General features: G+C 68.8%; 19 protein-coding genes. 14 read left to right on the forward strand and 5 right to left on the reverse strand.

The features are described from left to right. Positions 1-98: 98 nt before the first annotated feature. Positions 99-1,898, reverse strand: coding sequence for an aminopeptidase P family protein (locus J2X58_RS02260; RefSeq protein WP_310046215.1), 1,800 nt, complete (start codon positions 1,896-1,898; stop codon positions 99-101). 240 nt (positions 1,899-2,138) lie between these two features. Between J2X58_RS02260 and J2X58_RS02265 the strand changes: the two genes are divergently transcribed. From J2X58_RS02265 to truD, 8 genes are all read left to right on the forward strand, one after another. Further along, the gene (locus tag J2X58_RS02265; RefSeq protein ID WP_090054299.1) at positions 2,139-3,818 is read left to right on the forward strand and encodes a CTP synthase; all 1,680 of its coding nucleotides are present in this window, start codon (positions 2,139-2,141) and stop codon (positions 3,816-3,818) included. Between the two features lie 118 nt (positions 3,819-3,936). Then, entirely contained in the window at positions 3,937-4,320 is a 384-nt protein-coding gene (locus J2X58_RS02270; RefSeq protein WP_090054296.1) for a hypothetical protein, read from the forward strand. Between the two features lie 10 nt (positions 4,321-4,330). Then, a complete protein-coding gene (eno, locus tag J2X58_RS02275; protein WP_310046217.1) occupies positions 4,331-5,629 on the forward strand; it encodes a phosphopyruvate hydratase in 1,299 nt (432 codons plus the stop codon). Between the two features lie 23 nt (positions 5,630-5,652). Then, complete coding sequence (ftsB, locus tag J2X58_RS02280) at positions 5,653-5,982, forward strand: cell division protein FtsB (protein ID WP_090055805.1); 330 nt, start codon at positions 5,653-5,655, stop codon at positions 5,980-5,982. Continuing rightward, positions 5,982-6,671, forward strand: coding sequence for a 2-C-methyl-D-erythritol 4-phosphate cytidylyltransferase (gene ispD / locus J2X58_RS02285; RefSeq protein WP_310046218.1), 690 nt, complete (start codon positions 5,982-5,984; stop codon positions 6,669-6,671). The genes ftsB and ispD overlap by 1 nt, the downstream gene beginning before the upstream one ends. Next, a complete protein-coding gene (gene ispF / locus J2X58_RS02290) occupies positions 6,671-7,144 on the forward strand; it encodes a 2-C-methyl-D-erythritol 2,4-cyclodiphosphate synthase (RefSeq protein ID WP_310046219.1) in 474 nt (157 codons plus the stop codon). Before ispD ends, ispF begins: the two co-directional genes overlap by 1 nt. Then, positions 7,141-8,568 carry a magnesium transporter gene (gene mgtE / locus J2X58_RS02295; RefSeq protein ID WP_310046220.1) on the forward strand — a complete coding sequence of 476 codons (1,428 nt, stop codon included), beginning with the start codon at positions 7,141-7,143 and terminating at the stop codon, positions 8,566-8,568. The genes ispF and mgtE overlap by 4 nt, the downstream gene beginning before the upstream one ends. Positions 8,569-8,576: 8 nt before the next feature. Further along, positions 8,577-9,593, forward strand: coding sequence for a tRNA pseudouridine(13) synthase TruD (gene truD, locus J2X58_RS02300; RefSeq protein WP_310046221.1), 1,017 nt, complete (start codon positions 8,577-8,579; stop codon positions 9,591-9,593). Between the two features lie 138 nt (positions 9,594-9,731). Here truD and J2X58_RS02305 read toward each other — a convergent pair whose 3' ends face one another. Next, a complete protein-coding gene (locus tag J2X58_RS02305) occupies positions 9,732-10,274 on the reverse strand; it encodes a Smr/MutS family protein (RefSeq protein WP_310047879.1) in 543 nt (180 codons plus the stop codon). Between the two features lie 166 nt (positions 10,275-10,440). On the opposite strand from J2X58_RS02305, the gene surE reads away from it, so the two are divergent. The 4 genes from surE to J2X58_RS02325 are packed head-to-tail and all read left to right on the forward strand — an operon-like array spanning position 10,441 to position 13,574. After that, on the forward strand, positions 10,441-11,223 hold the full coding sequence (gene surE, locus J2X58_RS02310) for a 5'/3'-nucleotidase SurE (RefSeq protein ID WP_310046222.1): 783 nt from the start codon (positions 10,441-10,443) through the stop codon (positions 11,221-11,223). A gap of 49 nt (positions 11,224-11,272) precedes the next feature. Then, a complete protein-coding gene (locus J2X58_RS02315) occupies positions 11,273-11,908 on the forward strand; it encodes a protein-L-isoaspartate(D-aspartate) O-methyltransferase (RefSeq protein WP_090055804.1) in 636 nt (211 codons plus the stop codon). Between the two features lie 29 nt (positions 11,909-11,937). Further along, positions 11,938-12,546 carry a DedA family protein gene (locus tag J2X58_RS02320; RefSeq protein WP_090054279.1) on the forward strand — a complete coding sequence of 203 codons (609 nt, stop codon included), beginning with the start codon at positions 11,938-11,940 and terminating at the stop codon, positions 12,544-12,546. Between the two features lie 29 nt (positions 12,547-12,575). Beyond that, positions 12,576-13,574 carry a peptidoglycan DD-metalloendopeptidase family protein gene (locus J2X58_RS02325; RefSeq protein WP_310047880.1) on the forward strand — a complete coding sequence of 333 codons (999 nt, stop codon included), beginning with the start codon at positions 12,576-12,578 and terminating at the stop codon, positions 13,572-13,574. A gap of 13 nt (positions 13,575-13,587) precedes the next feature. On the opposite strand, the gene panE is transcribed toward J2X58_RS02325, so the two are convergent. The 3 genes from panE to J2X58_RS02340 are packed head-to-tail and all read right to left on the reverse strand — an operon-like array spanning position 13,588 to position 15,210. Next, positions 13,588-14,526 carry a 2-dehydropantoate 2-reductase gene (gene panE, locus J2X58_RS02330; protein ID WP_310046224.1) on the reverse strand — a complete coding sequence of 313 codons (939 nt, stop codon included), beginning with the start codon at positions 14,524-14,526 and terminating at the stop codon, positions 13,588-13,590. A gap of 11 nt (positions 14,527-14,537) precedes the next feature. Further along, positions 14,538-14,909: an Mth938-like domain-containing protein gene (locus J2X58_RS02335; protein WP_310046226.1), complete on the reverse strand. Its 372-nt coding sequence runs from the start codon at positions 14,907-14,909 to the stop codon at positions 14,538-14,540. Between the two features lie 4 nt (positions 14,910-14,913). Next, positions 14,914-15,210, reverse strand: coding sequence for a YhbY family RNA-binding protein (locus tag J2X58_RS02340; protein WP_090054274.1), 297 nt, complete (start codon positions 15,208-15,210; stop codon positions 14,914-14,916). An 84-nt stretch (positions 15,211-15,294) separates the two neighbouring features. Here J2X58_RS02340 and rlmE point away from each other — a divergent pair, with 84 nt between their 5' ends. Further along, the gene (rlmE, locus tag J2X58_RS02345; RefSeq protein WP_090054272.1) at positions 15,295-15,945 is read left to right on the forward strand and encodes a 23S rRNA (uridine(2552)-2'-O)-methyltransferase RlmE; all 651 of its coding nucleotides are present in this window, start codon (positions 15,295-15,297) and stop codon (positions 15,943-15,945) included. Further along, the gene (gene ftsH, locus J2X58_RS02350; RefSeq protein WP_310046228.1) at positions 15,942-17,873 is read left to right on the forward strand and encodes an ATP-dependent zinc metalloprotease FtsH; all 1,932 of its coding nucleotides are present in this window, start codon (positions 15,942-15,944) and stop codon (positions 17,871-17,873) included. Before rlmE ends, ftsH begins: the two co-directional genes overlap by 4 nt. The last annotated feature ends 136 nt before the right edge of the window (positions 17,874-18,009 follow it).

Raw genomic sequence — 18,009 nt, forward strand, 5'->3', positions numbered from 1 at the left:
TATCACGGGGTGAGACGGCGGATGGGGGCGACCCCGGCGCGCCAGCTCCGGGGTATCGCGAAGAGCGGTCGCGGCCAGGTCCGCTCCCACACGGTCGGTCACAGCGGAGCGCAGTGCCACTCCAGCCATTCGCGGTCCGCGCCATCGAGCAGGGGCGACAGGGCGGCTCGTACGGTGGCGTGGTAATCGTCCAGCCACGCGCGCTCGGACCGTTCGAGCAGGCGGGGCTCGAGGCCGCGCCGGTCGAAGGGGCAGAGCGTGAGGGTCTCGAAGGCGTAGAACTCGCCGAACTCGGTGCTGTCCGCCTGCGTCACCACGGCCAGGTTCTCGTGGCGAATGCCGTAACGGCCCGGTTTGTAGAGACCCGGTTCGATCGAGGTGATCATGCCCGTCTCCAGCGGAACGAGCGCGCCACCCGCCACCGGTGGCCGGATCCCGTGCGGACCTTCGTGCACGTTCAGGAAGTAACCTACGCCGTGTCCGGTGCCATGGCCGAAGTCCATGCCGGCGGCCCACAGCGGCGCCCGCGCCAGCGCGTCGAGCTGCGGACCGCTCGCGCCCTTGGGAAAGCGGGCCCGTGACAGGGCGATCATGCCCTTGAGCACCAGCGTGGAATCGCGCCGCTGCTCGTCGGTCACCGGGCCGAGGGCGAGCACGCGCGTGATGTCGGTCGTGCCGCCCAGATACTGGCCGCCCGAATCGACCAGGAGCAGGCCGCGTGCGGCCAGCGGGCTGAAGCCATCGGGCGTGGCGCGATAGTGCGGCAGCGCGCCGTTCGCCTGGTAGCCGGCGATGGTGGAGAAACTCTCACCGACAAAGCCCGTCTGGGCGGCACGCGCATCGCGGACGATCGTGTCCACGTCGAGTTCCGTGAGGGGCTCGCCAGCGGCCAGGCCGGTTTCGATCCGGCGGAAGGCGCGCACGAGCGCCGCGCCGTCCCGGCGCATCACGTCGCGGATGTGGTCCAGCTCCTCCGTCGTCTTGCGCGCCTTCTGCGCGGTGGACGGGCTCGCGGCCCGGATGGAGGTGACGCCCGCCGGCAGGCCTTCCAGCAGAGCGACGACGACGCGTGCGGGGTCGTACATCAGGGCCGCCTCGTCGGGCAGGGCGGCGATGGCGGAGGCGGCGGTGCCGTAATCCGCCAGCGCGATTCCGTCCGATGCGAGCGCCGTCCTGACGTCCGCCGGCACCTTGGACGCGTCGATGAACAGCGTCGCCGCCGTCTCGCCGACCAGCAGGTGGGCCACGAAGACCGGATTGAAGTCGACATCGGCACCGCGCAGGTTCGTCAGCCAGGCGATGTCGTCGAGGCTGGAGAGCAGGTGATGGGTGGCGCCGGCGCGGCGCATCGCGCTGCGGACGTGGCGGAGCTTGTCCGGGCGCCCGATGGTCGCGAACGGCGCTGCATGGGCGAAAACGGCCGCCAAAGGCGGCGCGGGGCGATCGGCCCACGCCGAGCCGGCGAGGTCGAGGTCGGTGCGCAGGCGGGCGCCGGTGGGACCGAGGCGCTTCTGGAGGCCCTCGGCGCCCGCGACCGAGAGGCTGTCCCCGGCGATGGCGACGGTGTCGCCGTCGCCGAACCGCTCCGCCAGCCACGCCACGTGCTCGGGCGTGTGCGCCACGTTCAGCTTCATGAGGGGGAGCCCGCTGCCGGCCAGTTCGGCCTCGGCCTGCGAGAAATAGCGCGAGTCGGTCCACAGCCCGCCGCCGTCGGCGGTGACGATGAGCGTGCCGGCCGAACCGGTGAAGCCCGAATACCACTCCCGGGCCTGCCAGCGGGCCGGCAGGTATTCGGAGAGGTGGGGGTCGGCGGTCGGGACGACGACGGCGGCGACGCCTTCGCGTGCCATGGCGGCGCGCAAGGCCTGGAGGCGGGCGGGGATGGGGGAAGGGCTCATGGCGCAATGGTACGGGAAGCGGGGGCGGGGGAAGGGAAATGGGGGTGCAAGCGCGGCGGGCGGTTGAGGGAGCGGGCGGCTTCGCGCTGGCGGTGCGCGTTCCGGACGCCTGCGGCGCCCTCGGGCGATCGTACTTGCGCCCCCGCTTCCCATCCCCCGACTCCCACGTCCACGCGCCCCGCTACTCGCGGGCCGCCGCACACTTAGGTAAAATACAAATTTCCAGCACTGGCTGCTCGCATGACTCCCCTGATTTTCGTCACCGGCGGTGTGGTGTCTTCCCTCGGGAAAGGCATCGCAGCGGCTTCGCTTGCGTCCATTCTCGAGGCGCGCGGTCTTTCCGTGACCATGATGAAGCTCGATCCGTACATCAACGTGGATCCGGGCACCATGAGTCCCTTCCAGCACGGCGAGGTGTACGTCACCGACGACGGCGCGGAGACCGACCTCGACCTCGGCCACTACGAGCGCTTCGTCCGCACGCGCCTGACGGGCAAGAATTCGATCACCGCCGGCAAGATCTACGAATCGGTGATCCGCAAGGAGCGCCGCGGCGATTACCTCGGCGCCACCGTGCAGGTGATCCCGCACATCACCGACGAGATCAAGCACTCCATCCACGAGGCCACCCGCGGCTTCGACGTCGCGCTGGTCGAGATCGGCGGCACCGTCGGCGACATCGAATCGCTGCCGTTCCTCGAGGCCATCCGTCAGCTGCGCATCGAGCACGGCCCCGAGAAGTGCATGTTCGTGCACCTCACGCTCGTGCCGTTCATCAAGGCCGCGGGCGAGATCAAGACGAAGCCGACGCAGCACTCCGTGAAGGAGCTGCGCTCGATCGGTATCCAGCCCGACGTCCTCCTGTGCCGCTGCGAAGAGCCGCTGCCCGACGGCGAGCGCCACAAGATCGCGCTGTTCACCAACGTGCCGAAGAACGCCGTCATCAGTACGGTCGACGTCGACGTCATCTACAAGCTGCCGATGTGGCTGCACGAGCAGGGTCTCGACGAGCTCGTCATCAAGCGCCTCGGCCTCGACGCCGGTCCGGCCGACCTCACGAGCTGGACGCGCACGGTCGAGGCCGTGGAGCATCCGCGCGACGAGATCACCGTCGCGATCGTCGGCAAGTACGTCGAGCACAAGGACGCCTACAAGTCGCTTGGCGAAGCGCTGCGTCACGGCGGCATCAAGCAGTCGACGCGCGTCAACCTGGAATGGGTCGATTCCGAGGACGTCGAGGCGCGCGGCGCCCGCGCGGTGCTCGGTGGCGCGGACGCCATCCTCGTCCCCGGCGGCTTCGGCAAGCGCGGCTTCGAGGGCAAGATCCTCGCCGCGCAGTTCGCCCGCGAAGCCGGCGTGCCGTACTTCGGCATCTGCTACGGCATGCACGCCGCGGTCGTTGAGTTCGCGCGAAACACCGCCGGCCTGACGCAGGCGGATTCGAGCGAGAACGATCGCAACACGCCGGATCCGGTCATCGCGCTGATCACCGAATGGACCACGGCCACGGGCGAGACCGAAGTGCGCAGCGAGCGCTCCGATCTCGGCGGCACCATGCGCCTCGGCGCGCAGGAATGCCGTCTGAAGTCCGGCACGCTGGCCCGCGAGCTCTACGGCGAGGACGTCGTGCGCGAGCGTCACCGTCACCGCTACGAGTTCAACAATCGCTACCGCCAGTCGTTCGAGGACCTCGGCCTCGTGATCTCGGGCAAGTCGATGGACGACCTGCTGGTGGAGATCGTCGAGCTGCCGCGCCAGGTCCACCCGTGGTTCCTCGGTTGCCAGGCGCATCCGGAGTTCACCTCCACGCCGCGCGAAGGCCATCCGCTGTTCATCGGCTTCGTGCGCGCCGCGCGCGAGTACAAGGCGGTCCGCGAGGGCGAAAAGCTCGCCGTCCGCTCCGAAGAGTCCGCGGCGTAATACGCCGCACCGGGAGCGGCGTCCGATCGCTCCCGGGAACGGTATGATTGACGGGATCCGGCGCGCCTGCGCCGGCCATGCCAACGGTGGGGCCACGTGCCCCGGGGAGACGGGCTGGATGAGCGACGACAACGGGATCCACGACGCGGGCGCGGGGCGCCAGCGTGCGGCGCGTCTGCCGCAGTCGGGTCACGGCATCGCGTCGTTCGTCATCGCCATCGTCTCCGGCCTCGTCGTCGTCGCCGGCATCGGCTTTTCCGCGCTCATGATCGCGTCGGGCGAGTCGGACCAGCACCTGCCGGTGTTCGGTGTCATCGGGCTCGTCATCTGCGCCTTCCTCATCCTCTCGCTCGTCGGCCTGGTGCTCGGCTTCATCGCCCTGCGCAGGCAGGATCGCCGCCGCACGTTCGGCGCGATCGGCTTCGGGCTAAACACGCTCATCCTCGTCGGGACCGCCGGCCTCGTGCTGGTCGGTACCTTCTTCAGTCATTCCAACTCGTAACGGGAACCGCATGACCACGTCCATCACCAAGATCCACGCCCGCGAAATCCTGGATTCCCGCGGCAATCCGACCCTCGAAGCCGAGGTGACCCTTGCCGACGGTTCGTTCGGCCGCGCGGCCGTTCCCAGCGGCGCCTCGACCGGCACGCGCGAGGCCGTCGAACTGCGCGACGGCGACAAGAGCCGCTACGGCGGCAAGGGCGTGACGAAGGCGGTCGCCAACGTCAACGGCGAGATCGCGAAGGCGCTCGCGGGCTACGACGCGGCCGACCAGAAGGGCCTCGACGACAAGCTCATCGCCCTCGACGGCACGGACAACAAGGGCAAGCTCGGCGCGAACGCGCTACTCGGTGTGTCGATGGCCGCCGCGCACGCCGTGGCCGCGTCGAAGAAGCAGGCCCTGTGGCAGTACCTGATGGTCGACGGCGGCGGTTCGCTGCCGGTGCCGATGATGAACATCATCAACGGTGGCGCCCACGCGGACAACAACGTCGACGTCCAGGAGTTCATGGTGCTGCCCGTCGGCGCGCCGAGCTTCGCGGAGGCGCTGCGTTACGGCGCCGAGATCTTCCACGCGCTGAAGGCGGTGCTCAAGGGCCGCGGCCTCAACACGGCGGTGGGCGACGAGGGCGGCTTCGCGCCGAACCTGAAGTCGAACGTCGAGGCGCTCGACACGATCCTCGAAGCCGTGAACAAGGCCGGCTACAAGGTCGGTAGCGACATCCTCCTCGGACTCGACGTCGCCAGTTCGGAATTCTTCAAGAACGGCAAGTACGACCTCGAAGGCGAGGGCAAGGTGTTCACGCCGGAGCAGTGGGTCGACACGCTGGCGTCGTGGGCGAAGCAGTATCCGATCGTCACGATCGAGGACGGCATGGCCGAGGGCGACTGGGACGGCTGGGCGCACCTCACGAAGGTCGTGGACGGCGGCATCCAGCTCGTCGGCGACGATCTGTTCGTGACCAATCCGAAGATCTTCCAGGAAGGCATCGACAAGAAGATCGCCAACGCCATCCTGATCAAGGTCAACCAGATCGGCACGCTGTCCGAGACGCTCGAAGCCATCGCGATGGCCCACCGCGCGAAGTACGCCGCGATCGTCTCGCACCGCTCGGGCGAGACCGAGGACACCACGATCTCCGACATCGCCGTGGCCACCACCGCGACGCAGATCAAGACCGGTTCGCTCTGCCGGACGGATCGCGTGGCCAAGTACAACCAGCTGCTGCGCATCGAGGAGGCCCTCGGCGCGAAGGCGACGTACGCCGGCCGCAACGCGTTCCCGAACCTGTCCAAGCTGCCTGGCTGAGCCTTGTCTTGAGCAACGCGGCCATCCTGCGCTGGATCGGACTGATCCTCGTCGTCGTCCTCATCGCGCTGCAGCTGAAGCTGTGGGTCGGCGGTGGGGGCGTCGCCGAGGTCGAATCGCTGCGTGCCTCGGTCGCGAAACAGACCGAAGAGAACGAGGGGCTGCAGAAGCGTAACCAGGCGCTCGCCGCCGACGTCGAAGACCTCAAGCACGGCGAACAGGCGACGGAAGCGCGCGCGCGTCAGGAGCTGGGGCTCGTGAAACCGGGCGAAACGTTTTATCAGGTGGTGGAGCCGGGCGCCGCGACGAGCGCGCCGCCGCCTCCGCCGCCCGTCACCGCCGGCGACCAGTGATGGACGCGCTCTGGTGTGTGATTCCGGCCGCCGGTCGCGGCGTCCGGGCCGGCGGCGACCGGCCGAAGCAATACCAGCCGATCGGCGGCAAGCCGATGATCCGGCACACGCTCGAGCGGCTGGCGGCCCATCCGCGCATCGCCGGGATCGTCGTCGCGCTGGCGGCGGCCGATACCGCGTTCGAGGGCGTCGAGGCGGTCGGCGGCAAACCGCTGCGCACCGCGACCGGGGGCGGCGAACGCAGCGACTCCGTGCTGGCCGGACTGCTGGCGTTGCCCGCGTCCGTGCCCGACGACGCGTTCGTGCTGGTGCACGACGCCGCGCGTCCGTGCGTGCGCGCGGCCGACATCACGCGCTTGATCGAGGACGCCTCGCAACGCGACGGCGGCCTGCTGGGAGCGCCCTTGCGCGACACGCTCAAGCGCGCGGACGCGGACTGTCACAGCGTCGCCACCGAACCGCGCGAAGGTCGCTGGCGGGCCTTCACGCCGCAGATGTTCCGGCGTGGCGAGCTGACCCGTGCACTCCGCCTTGCCGCCGGCGCGGGTATCGTGGTGAGCGACGAGGCGATGGCCATGGAGCGGGCGGGCATCGCGCCGCTCCTGGTGGAAGGATCGGAAGACAACATCAAGGTCACGACGCCGGCGGATTTCGCGCTGGCGGAATTCCTGCTGGAGAGGACACGGTAATGCGCATCGGCCAGGGATTCGACGTCCACGCGTTCGGCGAAGGCGACCACGTCATGCTGGGTGGCGTGCGCGTGCCGCACGGGCAGGGGGTGCTGGCGCACTCGGACGGCGACGTCGTGCTGCACGCGCTCTGCGACGCGCTGCTCGGCGCGCTCGCGCTCGGCGACATCGGCAAGCACTTCCCGCCGTCGGACGAGAAGTGGCGCGGTGCCGACAGCCGCGTGTTCGTGCGCGAGGTCGCCGCCATGCTGGCCGAGCGCGGTTACGAGCTCGGCAACGCCGACATCACGGTGATCTGCGAGGCGCCGAAGGTCGGCCCGCACGCCCAGGCCATGCGCACGATCGTCGCCGACGACCTCGGCGTCGACATCGACCGCATCAGCATCAAGGCCACCACCACCGAGACGCTCGGCTTCACGGGGCGCCGCGAAGGCATCGCCGCGCTCGCGACGGTGCTGGTGCTGCGCGCATGAGCGACAACGAACCGCGGGCCTCGACGCCACGCCTGCACGACAGGCTCGAGGCCATCACGGAGTTGCTGCGCCGTCGTGAAGGCCTGCTCGAGTTCGCGGGCGGTGCGCCGGACGGCGACGACGCCGCGCTCGAAGCCACCGACGCGGAGCTCCAGGCGCGCCTCGACGAACTGCATCCCGCGGACCTCGCCGACGTCCTCGAATCGCTGCCGCTCGAAGATCGACTCGCGGTCTGGCAGCGCGTGCGCTCCGATCGCGACGGCGAGATCCTCCTCGAAGTCTCGGACTCCGTCCGCGAATCGCTGATCGCGGACATGGACGACCGCGAGATCCTCGCGGCGGTCGAGCCGCTGGACGCGGACGAACTCGCCGATCTCGTCGACGACCTGCCGACCGAGGTGCTACCGGAACTGATGGCGAGCCTCGACGCGACGGAACGCGAACGCGTGCAGGCCGCGATGTCCTACGAGGACGACCAGGTCGGCGCGTTGATGGACTTCGACATGGTCACCATCCGCGAGGACATCAGCCTCGAGGTGGTGCTGCGCTACCTGCGCCGGTTCGAGGAACTTCCCGCGCAGACGGACAAGCTCTTCGTGGTCAATGCCGAGAGCGTGCTGACGGGCGTGCTTCCGCTGCACTGGCTGCTGGTGAATTCGCCCGAGAAGATGGTCCACGAGATCATGGCGCCGGACGTGAACACGTTCCGGCCCGAGGATGACGCGTACGACGTGGCGCAGGCATTCGAACGCTACGACCTCGTCACGGCGCCGGTCGTCGATTCGCAGCAGCGCCTCATCGGGCGTATCGCGGTGGACGCGATGCTCGATTTCATCCGCGAGGAAAGCGAGACCGAGGCGCTGTCGCGTGGCGGTCTGCGCGAGGAAGAAGACATCTTCGCCTCCGTGTGGAAGTCGGTGCGTAACCGCTGGGCGTGGCTGGCGATCAACCTCGTCACGGCGTTCATCGCCTCGCGCGTGATCGGCCTGTTCGAGCATTCGATCGAGAAGCTCGTCGCGCTCGCCGCGCTGATGCCGATCGTCGCGGGTATCGGCGGCAATTCGGGCAACCAGACCATCACCATGATCGTGCGCGCGATGGCGCTCGAACAGGTCGGCGTGTCGCAGGCCAAGCGCCTGTGGCGCAAGGAGCTCGGCGTCTCCCTCGTCAACGGCATCGTCTGGGGTGGCGCCATCGGCATCGTCGCGTGGCTGCTCTACGGCAGCGTGTCGCTCGGCCTCGTGATGACCGCCGCGATGACGCTGAACCTTTTGCTGGCCGCGTTCATGGGCGTCGGTATCCCGATGCTGATGGTCAAGCTCGGCCGCGATCCCGCGCTCGGCTCCAGCGTGCTCATCACCGCCATGACCGATAGCGGCGGTTTCTTCATCTTCCTCGGTCTCGCCACGCTGTTCCTGCTGTAGGTCTATCCATGAGCGACAACGAACTTCCCTTCGCTTTCGGCGCGCCACCGCTGAAAGGCCGCCTGCGTTCGGCGCCCGACGATTTCTTCGTCGAAGAGGTGTCGGGCTACGAGGCCGACGGCACGGGCGAGCATGCCTTCCTCGTGGTGGAGAAGCGCGGGGCGAACACGGAGTGGGTGGCCCGCGAACTGGCGAAGTTCGCCGGCGTCCAGGCGATGAACGTCGGCTACGCCGGCATGAAGGACCGGCACGCCGTGACCCGGCAGGTGTTCACCGTGCACCTGCCCGGCAAGGCGGATCCGGACTGGTCCGCGTTCCCGGCCGAGGGCGTGACGATCCTTTCGTCGGCGCGTCATTCGCGCAAGATCAAACGCGGCGCGCTGCGCGGCAACCGCTTCGTGCTGGTGCTGCGCGAGGTGGAAGGCGACCGCGACGAAGCGGAAGGTCGTCTGGCGGCTATCGCGGCGCGTGGCGTGCCGAATTATTTCGGCGAGCAGCGCTTCGGCCTGGGCGGGAACAACGTCGCGCAGGCGAAGGCGATGTTCGCCGGCCGCCGCGTCGACCGCGACAAGCGTTCGATCCTGCTCTCCGCGGCGCGGTCCCACATTTTCAACGGCGTGCTGGCCGAGCGTGTCGCGGCGGGGCGGTGGGATTCGCCGATGGACGGCGAGATCTGGTCGCTGGAAGGTTCCCGCTCGTGGTTCGGTCCGGAAGCGTTCGACGCGACGCTCGCCGAACGACTCGCGCGTTTCGACATCCACCCGTCGGGACCGTTGTGGGGCAGCGGCGACACACCGGCGGTCGGCGCGGCCGGCGAACTGGAGCGCGCGGTCGCCGCGCGCGACGAGGATCTCGCGAAAGGCCTCGCCGGGGCGCGCATGGACCAGGAGCGCAGGGCGCTGCGCTTGCGTCCGCGCGATCTCGCCTGGCGCTGGCTCGACGACGGCGCGCTCGAGGTCGCGTTCGGTCTGCCGGCGGGCGCGTACGCCACGACGGTACTGCGCGAGGTCGCTCTTACGGGCTGACCGGGCGCCGTAGGAGCGCGCCCTGCGCGCGACAGCTCTTGGCGCCTTGAGCCGCAGGTCCTGGCGCTCTTCGCGAAAAAATGTCGCGCGCAGGGCGCGCTCCTACGGTCGTGACGGTTACGAGACGTCCAGGCCCGTTCAACCCTTCAGCAACACCACCACCGCGCCGGTGCCGCCCTGCATCGGCCGCGCCGACGCGAACGCCACGACGTCGTCGCGCCGCCGGAGCAGACGATCGGTCAGCCCCTTCAATACCGGCCCGGCCGCCTTCGAGCGGAGTCCCTTGCCGTGGATGATCCGTACGCAGCGGAGGCCGTCGTGGCGGCACTCCGCCAGGAACTCCGCGATCGTCAGTTGCGCGGCGGCCGCGTTCATCTGATGGAGATCGACGTCGGCCTGGATGCTGAACTGGCCACGCTTCAGCTGCTTGAGGAGTTTGGGTGGGTAGCCGTCGCGCAGGAACGACAGTTCCTCGCCCACCTCGAGGTCCGCGGGATCGTAGTCGAAGAGCATCGATTCGGCGGGAACGGCGGCCTCGTCGGCGTCGCGCATGTGCGGGTGCGGCTCGGGGCGAGGCCGTTCCGGCGGCGCGTGGCTCGCCGTCACCGGACGTACATCGCCGATCGCCTCGCGGAAGAGCCGGCTATCGTCCTCGTGGATTTTCGGCGGGCGTCGCGTCATGAGCGTGATCCTACGGGATGCGCCGGATCGGCGTAACGGTGGCCGGGGTCGCGATGGGCGCGAGACCTGGTCGTCGTGAATCCCGCGTGCCGGTCCGGTAGACTTGGGCGGTCGGGCGGTTCCCTTCAGATGGGGCCGCCGCACCCGTTTTTCGATCTGGATCAGCATGCAAGTTCTGGTTAGCAACGACGACGGCGTGGAGGCCCCTGGCATCCAGGTGCTGGCCGAGCGTCTGGCCGAGTTCGGTACGGTGACCGTGGTCGCCCCCGATCGCGATCGTTCCGGCGCGAGCAACTCGCTTACCCTCGACGCGCCGATCCGCGTGAAACGTCTCGACAACGGCACGTACCGCGTCGCCGGTACGCCGACGGACTGCGTCCATCTCGCGCTGTCCGGGCTGCTCGATCACGACACCGACATCGTGGTCTCGGGCATCAACAGCGTCTCCAATCTTGGGGACGACGTCATCTATTCCGGCACGGTGTCCGCCGCGATGGAAGGGCGCTTCCTCGGCCTGCCGGCCATCGCCGTCTCGCTCGCGACGCGCGAGGATTCCGGGCGTCATTACGCTTCGGCCGCCAGCGCCGTGCTGATGCTGATGCGCCGCCTGATCGTCGACCCGCTGCCGGCCGACACGATCCTCAACGTCAACGTGCCCGATCTTCCGTGGGGCGAGATTCGCGGCTTCGAGGTGACGCGCCTCGGCAAGCGCCATCGTTCCGCGCCGGCCATCCGCGCGCACGACCCGCGCGGCCGCGAGATGTGGTGGATCGGGCCGCCGGGCGAGATCGACGACGATGGTCCGGGTACCGATTTCGACGCGGTGCGCCGCGGCTACGTCTCGGTGACCCCGATCCACACCGACCTCACGCGCGTGCAGGCGCTGGAGAAGGTCGGCAGCTGGATGCTTTCGCTGACCCCCGGCATGGGCAACGAGGAGGCCGCCTGACGTGGTGAACCTCCATGCGCTTCCACCATCGGCCTTGCGCGGCGAAGGCATGACCTCGCAGCGCGCGCGCGACCGCCTCGTGGCGCGGCTCGCCGAGGAGGGCATCCGCGACGAGCGCGTGCTCGAGGTCATCCGCCAGTTGCCGCGCCACCACTTCATCGACCAGGCGCTGCATTCGCGCGCCTACGAGAACACCGCGCTGCCGATCGGCCACGGCCAGACGATCTCCCAGCCATGGATCGTGGCGCGCATGACCGAAGCCCTGATCGAGCACGGCGTGCCGGAACGGGTGCTGGAGATCGGCACCGGTTCCGGTTACCAGGCCGCCGTGCTGGCGGGCGTCGTCCCGACGGTCTACACCGTCGAGCGCATCGAGGAACTCCTGCGCCAGGCACGTCGCCGCTTCCGTCAGCTCGGCATCGAGAACCTCCGCTCGCGTCACGACGACGGCAAGCTGGGCTGGGAATCGGACGCGCCCTTCGACGGGATCATCCTCACCGCCGCGGGCGACCGCGTGCCGGCGAAGCTACTCGACCAGCTGAAGCCCGGGGGCGTGCTCGTGGCGCCCGTCGGCAGTCCCAGCCAGCAGGTGCTCATCCGCCTGCGCAAGGAGGCCAACGGCGAGGTGCTTCGCGAAGACCTTGGCGCCGTGAGTTTCGTCCCGCTACTCGGCGGCATCGGCTGATGCCGTCCCCTCAAAAGGAAAACCGCTGAATGCGGCTGTTCGCTTCGCTCTACGAGCGCGCCATCACCTGGGCACGCCATCGCCATGCGGTGCGCTATCTCGCCGGCCTCTCCTTCGTCGAAGCCTTCATCTTCCCGGTGATGCCGGAGGTGATGCTGGCGCCGATGATGCTCGCCGAGCCGCGCAAGGCGTTCCGTTTCGCCAACTGGAGCCTGCTGTTTTCGCTGCTGGGCTCCGTGGTCGGTTACGCGCTGGGGCATTTCGCCTTCGAGGCGCTGAAGCCGTTGCTCGACTCGCTGCACCTGCTCGCGCCGATCCTGAAGGGCGTGGAGAACCTGCAGAAGGACATGCAGGCGCATGCGCTCGGCCTGTACATCGTGCTGGCGATGGCCGCGCTGCAGCCTGTCGTGCCGATGAAGTTCGTCACCTGGGCCGCGGGCATCGTCGGCGTGCCGCTGCTGCCGTTCCTGCTGTGCATGCTCATCGGCCGTGGCAAGCGCGTCTGGCTGCTGGCGCTGCTGGTGCGCATCTTCGGTGAGCGCGCGGAGCAGATGCTGCGCAAACACATCGAATGGATCGGGTGGGCTGTTATCGTAGCCATCGTCCTGCTGGCCGCCTGGTGGTTCCTGTTGCGATGAGTGACCGTGAAAGGAGATCCGCGATGCTCATGACCCGAGCGCTGCCGCTGGCCGCCACCCTGGCGGCCGTCCTCGTCCTGAGCGGTTGCGGCATCGAGCGCAGTTCCGTCGTGGTGACCCGAAGCCCGGGGTCGTATCAACCGGCCCGCGCCGCCACGCCGCCGCCCCCACCGGGCGGCAGCTATCGCGTCAGCAAGGGCGATACGCTCTACAGCATCGCCTTCCGCAACAAGGTCGACTTCCGCGACCTCGCCAGCTGGAACGGCATCGCCTCGCCTTACACGATCTGGCCCGGCCAGGAGCTGCGTCTGTCGCCGCCGGGCCGCGCGTCGCACACGGCGACGCCGGCACCGGTCGCGGCCGCGACGCCGCCTCCGTCAGCTACGCCTGCGCCCCATGCGGCGCCACCGCCAGCCGGCGCGCAGCCGGGCTTCGCGCCCGTGACCGAGGCGGAGAGCGCACCGCCGCCGGCCGTCGTGTCGGCTCCCGCGCCGGCGACCACCACGAACACGCCCGTCGTCGTCGCCGGCAAGCCGGCCGAATCGGTGGTCCCGCCGCCGCCCGCGCCCTCGGCGCCCGCGACGCAGCCGCCTCCGCCGGTCGAGAATCCGCCGGCGTCCACGCCGATCGTCGCCAGTGGCGCCACGCGTAGCGCGGGTGGCATCACCTGGCGCTGGCCGGCCGATGGTGCGCTCATCAAGAAGTTCTCGTCGGGCGACGCGATCCCCGGCATCGAGGTCGGCGGCAAGGCGGGCGATCCGATCCGCGCCGCGGCAGATGGCGTCGTGGTGTACAGCGGCAACGGTCTCGTCGGCTACGGCGAACTCGTGATCATCAAGCACAGCGACAGCTTCCTCTCCGCGTACGGGCACAACCGCAAGCGCCTGGTAAAGGAAGGCGAGAAGGTGAAGGCCGGTCAGACGGTGGCCGAGATGGGCTCGTCCGGGGCCACCCGCGACGAACTCCAGTTCCAGATCCGTCGCGACGGCAACCCGGTCGATCCGCTGCAATACCTGCCGCCGAAATAACCCGGCGGGCGACTCAGAGCCCGCCGCGGGCCTTGCGCGCCTCGTAGGCCTGCAGGTGCGTCAGCGCGACCTGCAACAGGGGCGCAGGCACGTCGGCGTCGCGCGCGCGGCGGAGCATGTCGCCGACGATGTGGTCGCCTTCGATGCGCTGGCCCGATTCCAGGTCGCGCAGCATCGACGCCGTGAGCGGCGAGCCTTCCTGGGTCAGCGTCTTCCAGGCGAACGAACGCGCCTTGTCGGGTACCGGATGGCCGCAGGCGCGAGCCACGCCGAGGCACTCCTCGTACATGCGCTCGACGAGCAGCCGGCCGTCGTCGGTGGCGATGATGTCGCCGACGCTGCCGCGGAACAGGCAAGTCGCCCCCGCCAGGGTGGCGAGGAAGGTGAACTTGGCCCAGAGGTCGCGGTGGATGTCCTCGGCGTGCGTGTGGTCGATCCGCGCGCTGGCGAGGGTCGCCGCGATGGCGTCGCAGCGACCGCCGTGCGTGCCGCCGTCGCGTTCGCCGAAGGTGATCGAGGCGCCGTTGCCGTAATGGACGATCTCGCCGTCCGGCCCCTTGCCGGCACTGATCACGCACATGCCGCCGATGATGCGGTCGGGTCCGAAGCGGCGGTCGAGCGAGGGGTAGTGCGCCAGACCGTTGAGGATCGGAAGGATGGCGGTGCCGTCGCCCACGGCCGGATCGATCGCTTCGATCGCGGAGTGCAGGTCGTAGGCCTTGCACGAGAGGAGGACGAGGTCGAAGGACCCGGCATCCCCGACGGTGTCCGCGGTGACGTGCTTCACGCGCAGGTGCGCGTCGCCGAACGGGCTGCGGATCACCAGTCCCTTGTCGTCCAGCGTGCGCGCGCGTTCCGGGCGGACGAGGAACGTCGTGTCGATACCCGCCTCGGCAAGGCGTCCGCCGAAGTAACCACCGGTTCCGCCGGCGCCGAGGACGAGGATGCGCATGGAGAGGTTTCTCAGGGCAGGATGAAGGCCGCCAGGACCTTCCGGCCCTCCGCGGCCAGGAGGCTGTAGGTGCGGGCGGCCGAGCCGTTGGTCATGGCTTCGATGCCGATGCCGCGGCGCAGGAACGCAGCCATGACCTCGGCCGGCGGGAAGACCTGGCGCTCACCGGTGCCCAGCAGCACGACCTCGGGCTTCAGGGCCGCGATGGTCTCGACGTCGGCGAGGGTGAGTTGCGCGGCGTCGGTGATCGGCCAGTCCTCGACCACCTCGTTCGGCGTGACCAGCAGGCTCTTGTGGAAGTCGCGGTCGACGATCGTGACCGTCGACGGCCCGACCCGCCGCACGAAGAGGTATTCGCCCTGGTGCTCGAACGAGAGATCCATGGGCTCAGCGGGGCAGGGCGAGCTTCGGGTCCTGCTCGTTCCGGCGGAACAGGACCACGATGTGGCCGATTTCCTGGACGTTTTCGGCGCCCGTCTGGCCGGTAAGGAAGGCGATCTGCGCCTGGCGCTCGTCCTTGTCGCCCCCGGAGAGCTTCACCTTGACGAGCTCGTGGATGTCGAGGGCCTGGCCCAGTTCCTTGGCCACGGCCTCGGTGGCGCCCTTGTTGCCGAGGAGGATCACCGGGCGAAGGTCGTGGGCGAGGCTGCGCAGGTAACGGCGCTGTGTAGGGGAGAGCGACATTGCGTTCAGGTTCGATGTGCGGCTGACAGGCGGCAAAGGGTATCATCAACGGCCGGCACCTTACTTATCGATGGTCGAAAGCCCATGGCACGCAGCAAGAGCAGTTCCCGTTGGCTGCGGGAGCATTTCGACGATCCCTACGTCAAGAAGGCCCAGGCGGAGGGCATGCGCTCCCGCGCCGTCTTCAAGCTGGAGGAGCTGATCGACCGCGACCGGCTGCTCAAGCCCGGCATGACGATCGTCGACCTCGGCGCCGCCCCCGGCGGCTGGTCCCAGCTGGCCCGCCAGCGGCTCGGCGACACCGGCAAGGTGATCGCCCTGGACATCCTGCCCATGGCCAGCCTCGCCGGCGTGGAATTCATGCAGGGCGACTTCCGCGAAGAATCGGTGCTTCGAGAGCTCGAAGCGATGCTCGGAGGCCAGAAGGTCGATCTTGTCCTGTCGGACATGGCCCCCAATATGTCCGGTGTGGCACTCGCCGACCAGATCCGCGCCATGGACCTTTGCGACCTGGCCCGTCAGTTCAGCCTCGACTGGCTGAAGCCGGGCGGGTCGTTCCTGGTGAAACTGTTCCAGGGGGCGGGGTTCGACGAGTACCTGAAGAACTTGCGCGCGGACTTCAGTCGCGTGACGATGCGTAAACCGAAGGCCTCCCGCGCCCGTTCGCGAGAGGTCTATGCGCTGGCGACCGGCCTGAAGTCCGCGTCCCGGCAACCTGGCGAGAACCGCGCATGAACGAGATGGCAAAAAACCTGTTGCTCTGGCTGATCATCGCGGTGGTCCTGCTGACCGTGTTCCAGACCTTCAACCCGCATAGCGGCTCGTCGCAGGACATGTCCTACACGACCTTCGCGCAGCAGGTGGACAACGGCAACGTCGCGAGCGGCACGATCACCTCGACGGCACCGCCGACAATCACCGGCAAGCTGAAGGACGGCGGCTCCTACCGCACCGTGGTGCCGGTGGTGGGCCTGTCCACGAGCGATCTGGTCAAGCAGATGCGCGACAAGGGCGTCGAACTTCGCCAGGAGCCCGCCGACAACGGCTTCTCGCTGCTGGGCCTCGTCTTCAACTGGCTGCCCATCATCATCTTCGTGGCGGTGCTGATCTGGTTCATGCGCCAGATGCAGGCCGGTTCCGGCGGCCGCGGCGCCATGAGCTTCGGTCGCTCGCGCGCCAAGCTGCAGGGCGAAGACCAGGTCAAGGTCAATTTCACCGACGTCGCCGGCTGCGACGAAGCCAAGGAAGAGGTCGGCGAGCTCGTCGAATTCCTCCGCGATCCCGGCAAGTTCCAGAAGCTGGGCGGCAAGATTCCGCGCGGCGTGCTGATGGTCGGCCCGCCCGGTACTGGCAAGACCCTGCTCGCCAAGGCGATCGCGGGCGAGGCCAAGGTGCCGTTCTTCTCGATCTCCGGTTCCGACTTCGTCGAGATGTTCGTGGGCGTCGGTGCGAGCCGCGTTCGCGACATGTTCGAGCAGGCGAAGAAGCACGCGCCCTGCATCATCTTCATCGACGAGATCGACGCCGTCGGCCGCCATCGCGGCGCCGGCATGGGCGGCGGTCACGACGAACGCGAGCAGACGCTCAACCAGCTGCTCGTCGAGATGGACGGTTTCGAAGGCACCGAGGGCATCATCGTCATCGCGGCGACGAACCGTCCCGACGTGCTCGACCCCGCGCTGCTGCGTCCGGGCCGTTTCGACCGCCAGGTCGTGGTCGGCCTGCCGGACGTGAAGGGCCGTGAGCAGATCCTCAAGGTGCACATGCGCAAGGTGCCCACCGCGACGGACGTCGAACCGATGACGATCGCGCGCGGCACGCCCGGCTTCTCGGGTGCCGACCTGGCGAACCTCGTGAACGAGGCCGCGTTGTTCGCCGCGCGTGAGAACGCCCGCGAAGTGCGCATGAGCCACCTCGACCGTGCGCGCGACAAGATCCTGATGGGCACCGAGCGCCGCTCGATGGCCATGAACGACGAAGAGAAGCGACTGACGGCGTATCACGAGGCGGGCCACGCGATCATCGGCCGCCTGGTGCCGGAACACGACCCCGTGTACAAGGTCACCATCATCCCGCGCGGCCGCGCGCTGGGCGTGACGATGTACCTGCCCGAGGGCGACCGTTACAGCATGAACAAGGTCGCCATCGAATCGCAGCTGTGCTCGCTGTATGGCGGTCGCGTGGCGGAGGAACTGATCTTCGGTCACGACAAGGTCACGACGGGCGCGTCGAACGACATCGAGCGCGCCACGAAGATGGCCCGCAACATGGCCACGAAGTGGGGCCTGTCCGACGAACTGGGTCCGGTCACGTACGGCGAGGAGGAAGACGAGGTCTTCATCGGCCGCTCCGTGACGCAGCACAAGAGCGTGTCCAACGAGACGGCGCGCAAGATCGACGAAGTGGTGCGCACGATCCTCGATCGCGCTTACGCGCGCAGCAAGGACCTGCTCACCACCAACATCGACAAGCTGCACGTGATGGCCGACGCGCTGCTGCAGTACGAGACGATCGACGCACGTCAGATCGACGACATCATGAACGGTCGTGAGCCGGGGCCGCCGGTCGACTGGCAGAAGCCGGGTCCGACCCCGCCGCCGCCCCCGCGCGGTGACGCCGGCTCGGCGCCGGACAAGGTCGGCAAGCCGGCCACGCAGCTGTAAACGGGAAGGGCGGCCACGGGCCGCCCTTCTTAGTTATGGAGCGGAGACTCGCCCCAGCCCGGTGGGAGCCGATCGCATCGGAGATCCCGCGGCAGCGGGCAGGCTCGCGACGACATCGCGGCAATGCGACCTCGCG

It is taken from the genome of Luteibacter sp. 3190, assembly GCF_031456385.1.
Lineage (GTDB): Bacteria > Pseudomonadota > Gammaproteobacteria > Xanthomonadales > Rhodanobacteraceae > Luteibacter.

Bases quoted from the DNA above. Each gene is read 5' to 3' on its own strand.
- J2X58_RS02260 (WP_310046215.1), bottom strand. From the start codon at position 1,898: ATGAGCCCTTCCCCCATCCCCGCCCGCCTCCAGGCCTTGCGCGCCGCC.
- J2X58_RS02265 (WP_090054299.1), top strand. From the start codon at position 2,139: ATGACTCCCCTGATTTTCGTCACCGGCGGTGTGGTGTCTTCCCTCGGG.
- J2X58_RS02270 (WP_090054296.1), top strand. From the start codon at position 3,937: ATGAGCGACGACAACGGGATCCACGACGCGGGCGCGGGGCGCCAGCGT.
- eno (WP_310046217.1), top strand. From the start codon at position 4,331: ATGACCACGTCCATCACCAAGATCCACGCCCGCGAAATCCTGGATTCC.
- ispD (WP_310046218.1), top strand. From the start codon at position 5,982: ATGGACGCGCTCTGGTGTGTGATTCCGGCCGCCGGTCGCGGCGTCCGG.
- ispF (WP_310046219.1), top strand. From the start codon at position 6,671: ATGCGCATCGGCCAGGGATTCGACGTCCACGCGTTCGGCGAAGGCGAC.
- mgtE (WP_310046220.1), top strand. From the start codon at position 7,141: ATGAGCGACAACGAACCGCGGGCCTCGACGCCACGCCTGCACGACAGG.
- truD (WP_310046221.1), top strand. From the start codon at position 8,577: ATGAGCGACAACGAACTTCCCTTCGCTTTCGGCGCGCCACCGCTGAAA.
- J2X58_RS02305 (WP_310047879.1), bottom strand. From the start codon at position 10,274: ATGACGCGACGCCCGCCGAAAATCCACGAGGACGATAGCCGGCTCTTC.
- surE (WP_310046222.1), top strand. From the start codon at position 10,441: ATGCAAGTTCTGGTTAGCAACGACGACGGCGTGGAGGCCCCTGGCATC.
- J2X58_RS02315 (WP_090055804.1), top strand. From the start codon at position 11,273: ATGACCTCGCAGCGCGCGCGCGACCGCCTCGTGGCGCGGCTCGCCGAG.
- J2X58_RS02320 (WP_090054279.1), top strand. From the start codon at position 11,938: ATGCGGCTGTTCGCTTCGCTCTACGAGCGCGCCATCACCTGGGCACGC.
- J2X58_RS02325 (WP_310047880.1), top strand. From the start codon at position 12,576: ATGACCCGAGCGCTGCCGCTGGCCGCCACCCTGGCGGCCGTCCTCGTC.
- panE (WP_310046224.1), bottom strand. From the start codon at position 14,526: ATGCGCATCCTCGTCCTCGGCGCCGGCGGAACCGGTGGTTACTTCGGC.
- J2X58_RS02335 (WP_310046226.1), bottom strand. From the start codon at position 14,909: ATGGATCTCTCGTTCGAGCACCAGGGCGAATACCTCTTCGTGCGGCGG.
- J2X58_RS02340 (WP_090054274.1), bottom strand. From the start codon at position 15,210: ATGTCGCTCTCCCCTACACAGCGCCGTTACCTGCGCAGCCTCGCCCAC.
- rlmE (WP_090054272.1), top strand. From the start codon at position 15,295: ATGGCACGCAGCAAGAGCAGTTCCCGTTGGCTGCGGGAGCATTTCGAC.
- ftsH (WP_310046228.1), top strand. From the start codon at position 15,942: ATGAACGAGATGGCAAAAAACCTGTTGCTCTGGCTGATCATCGCGGTG.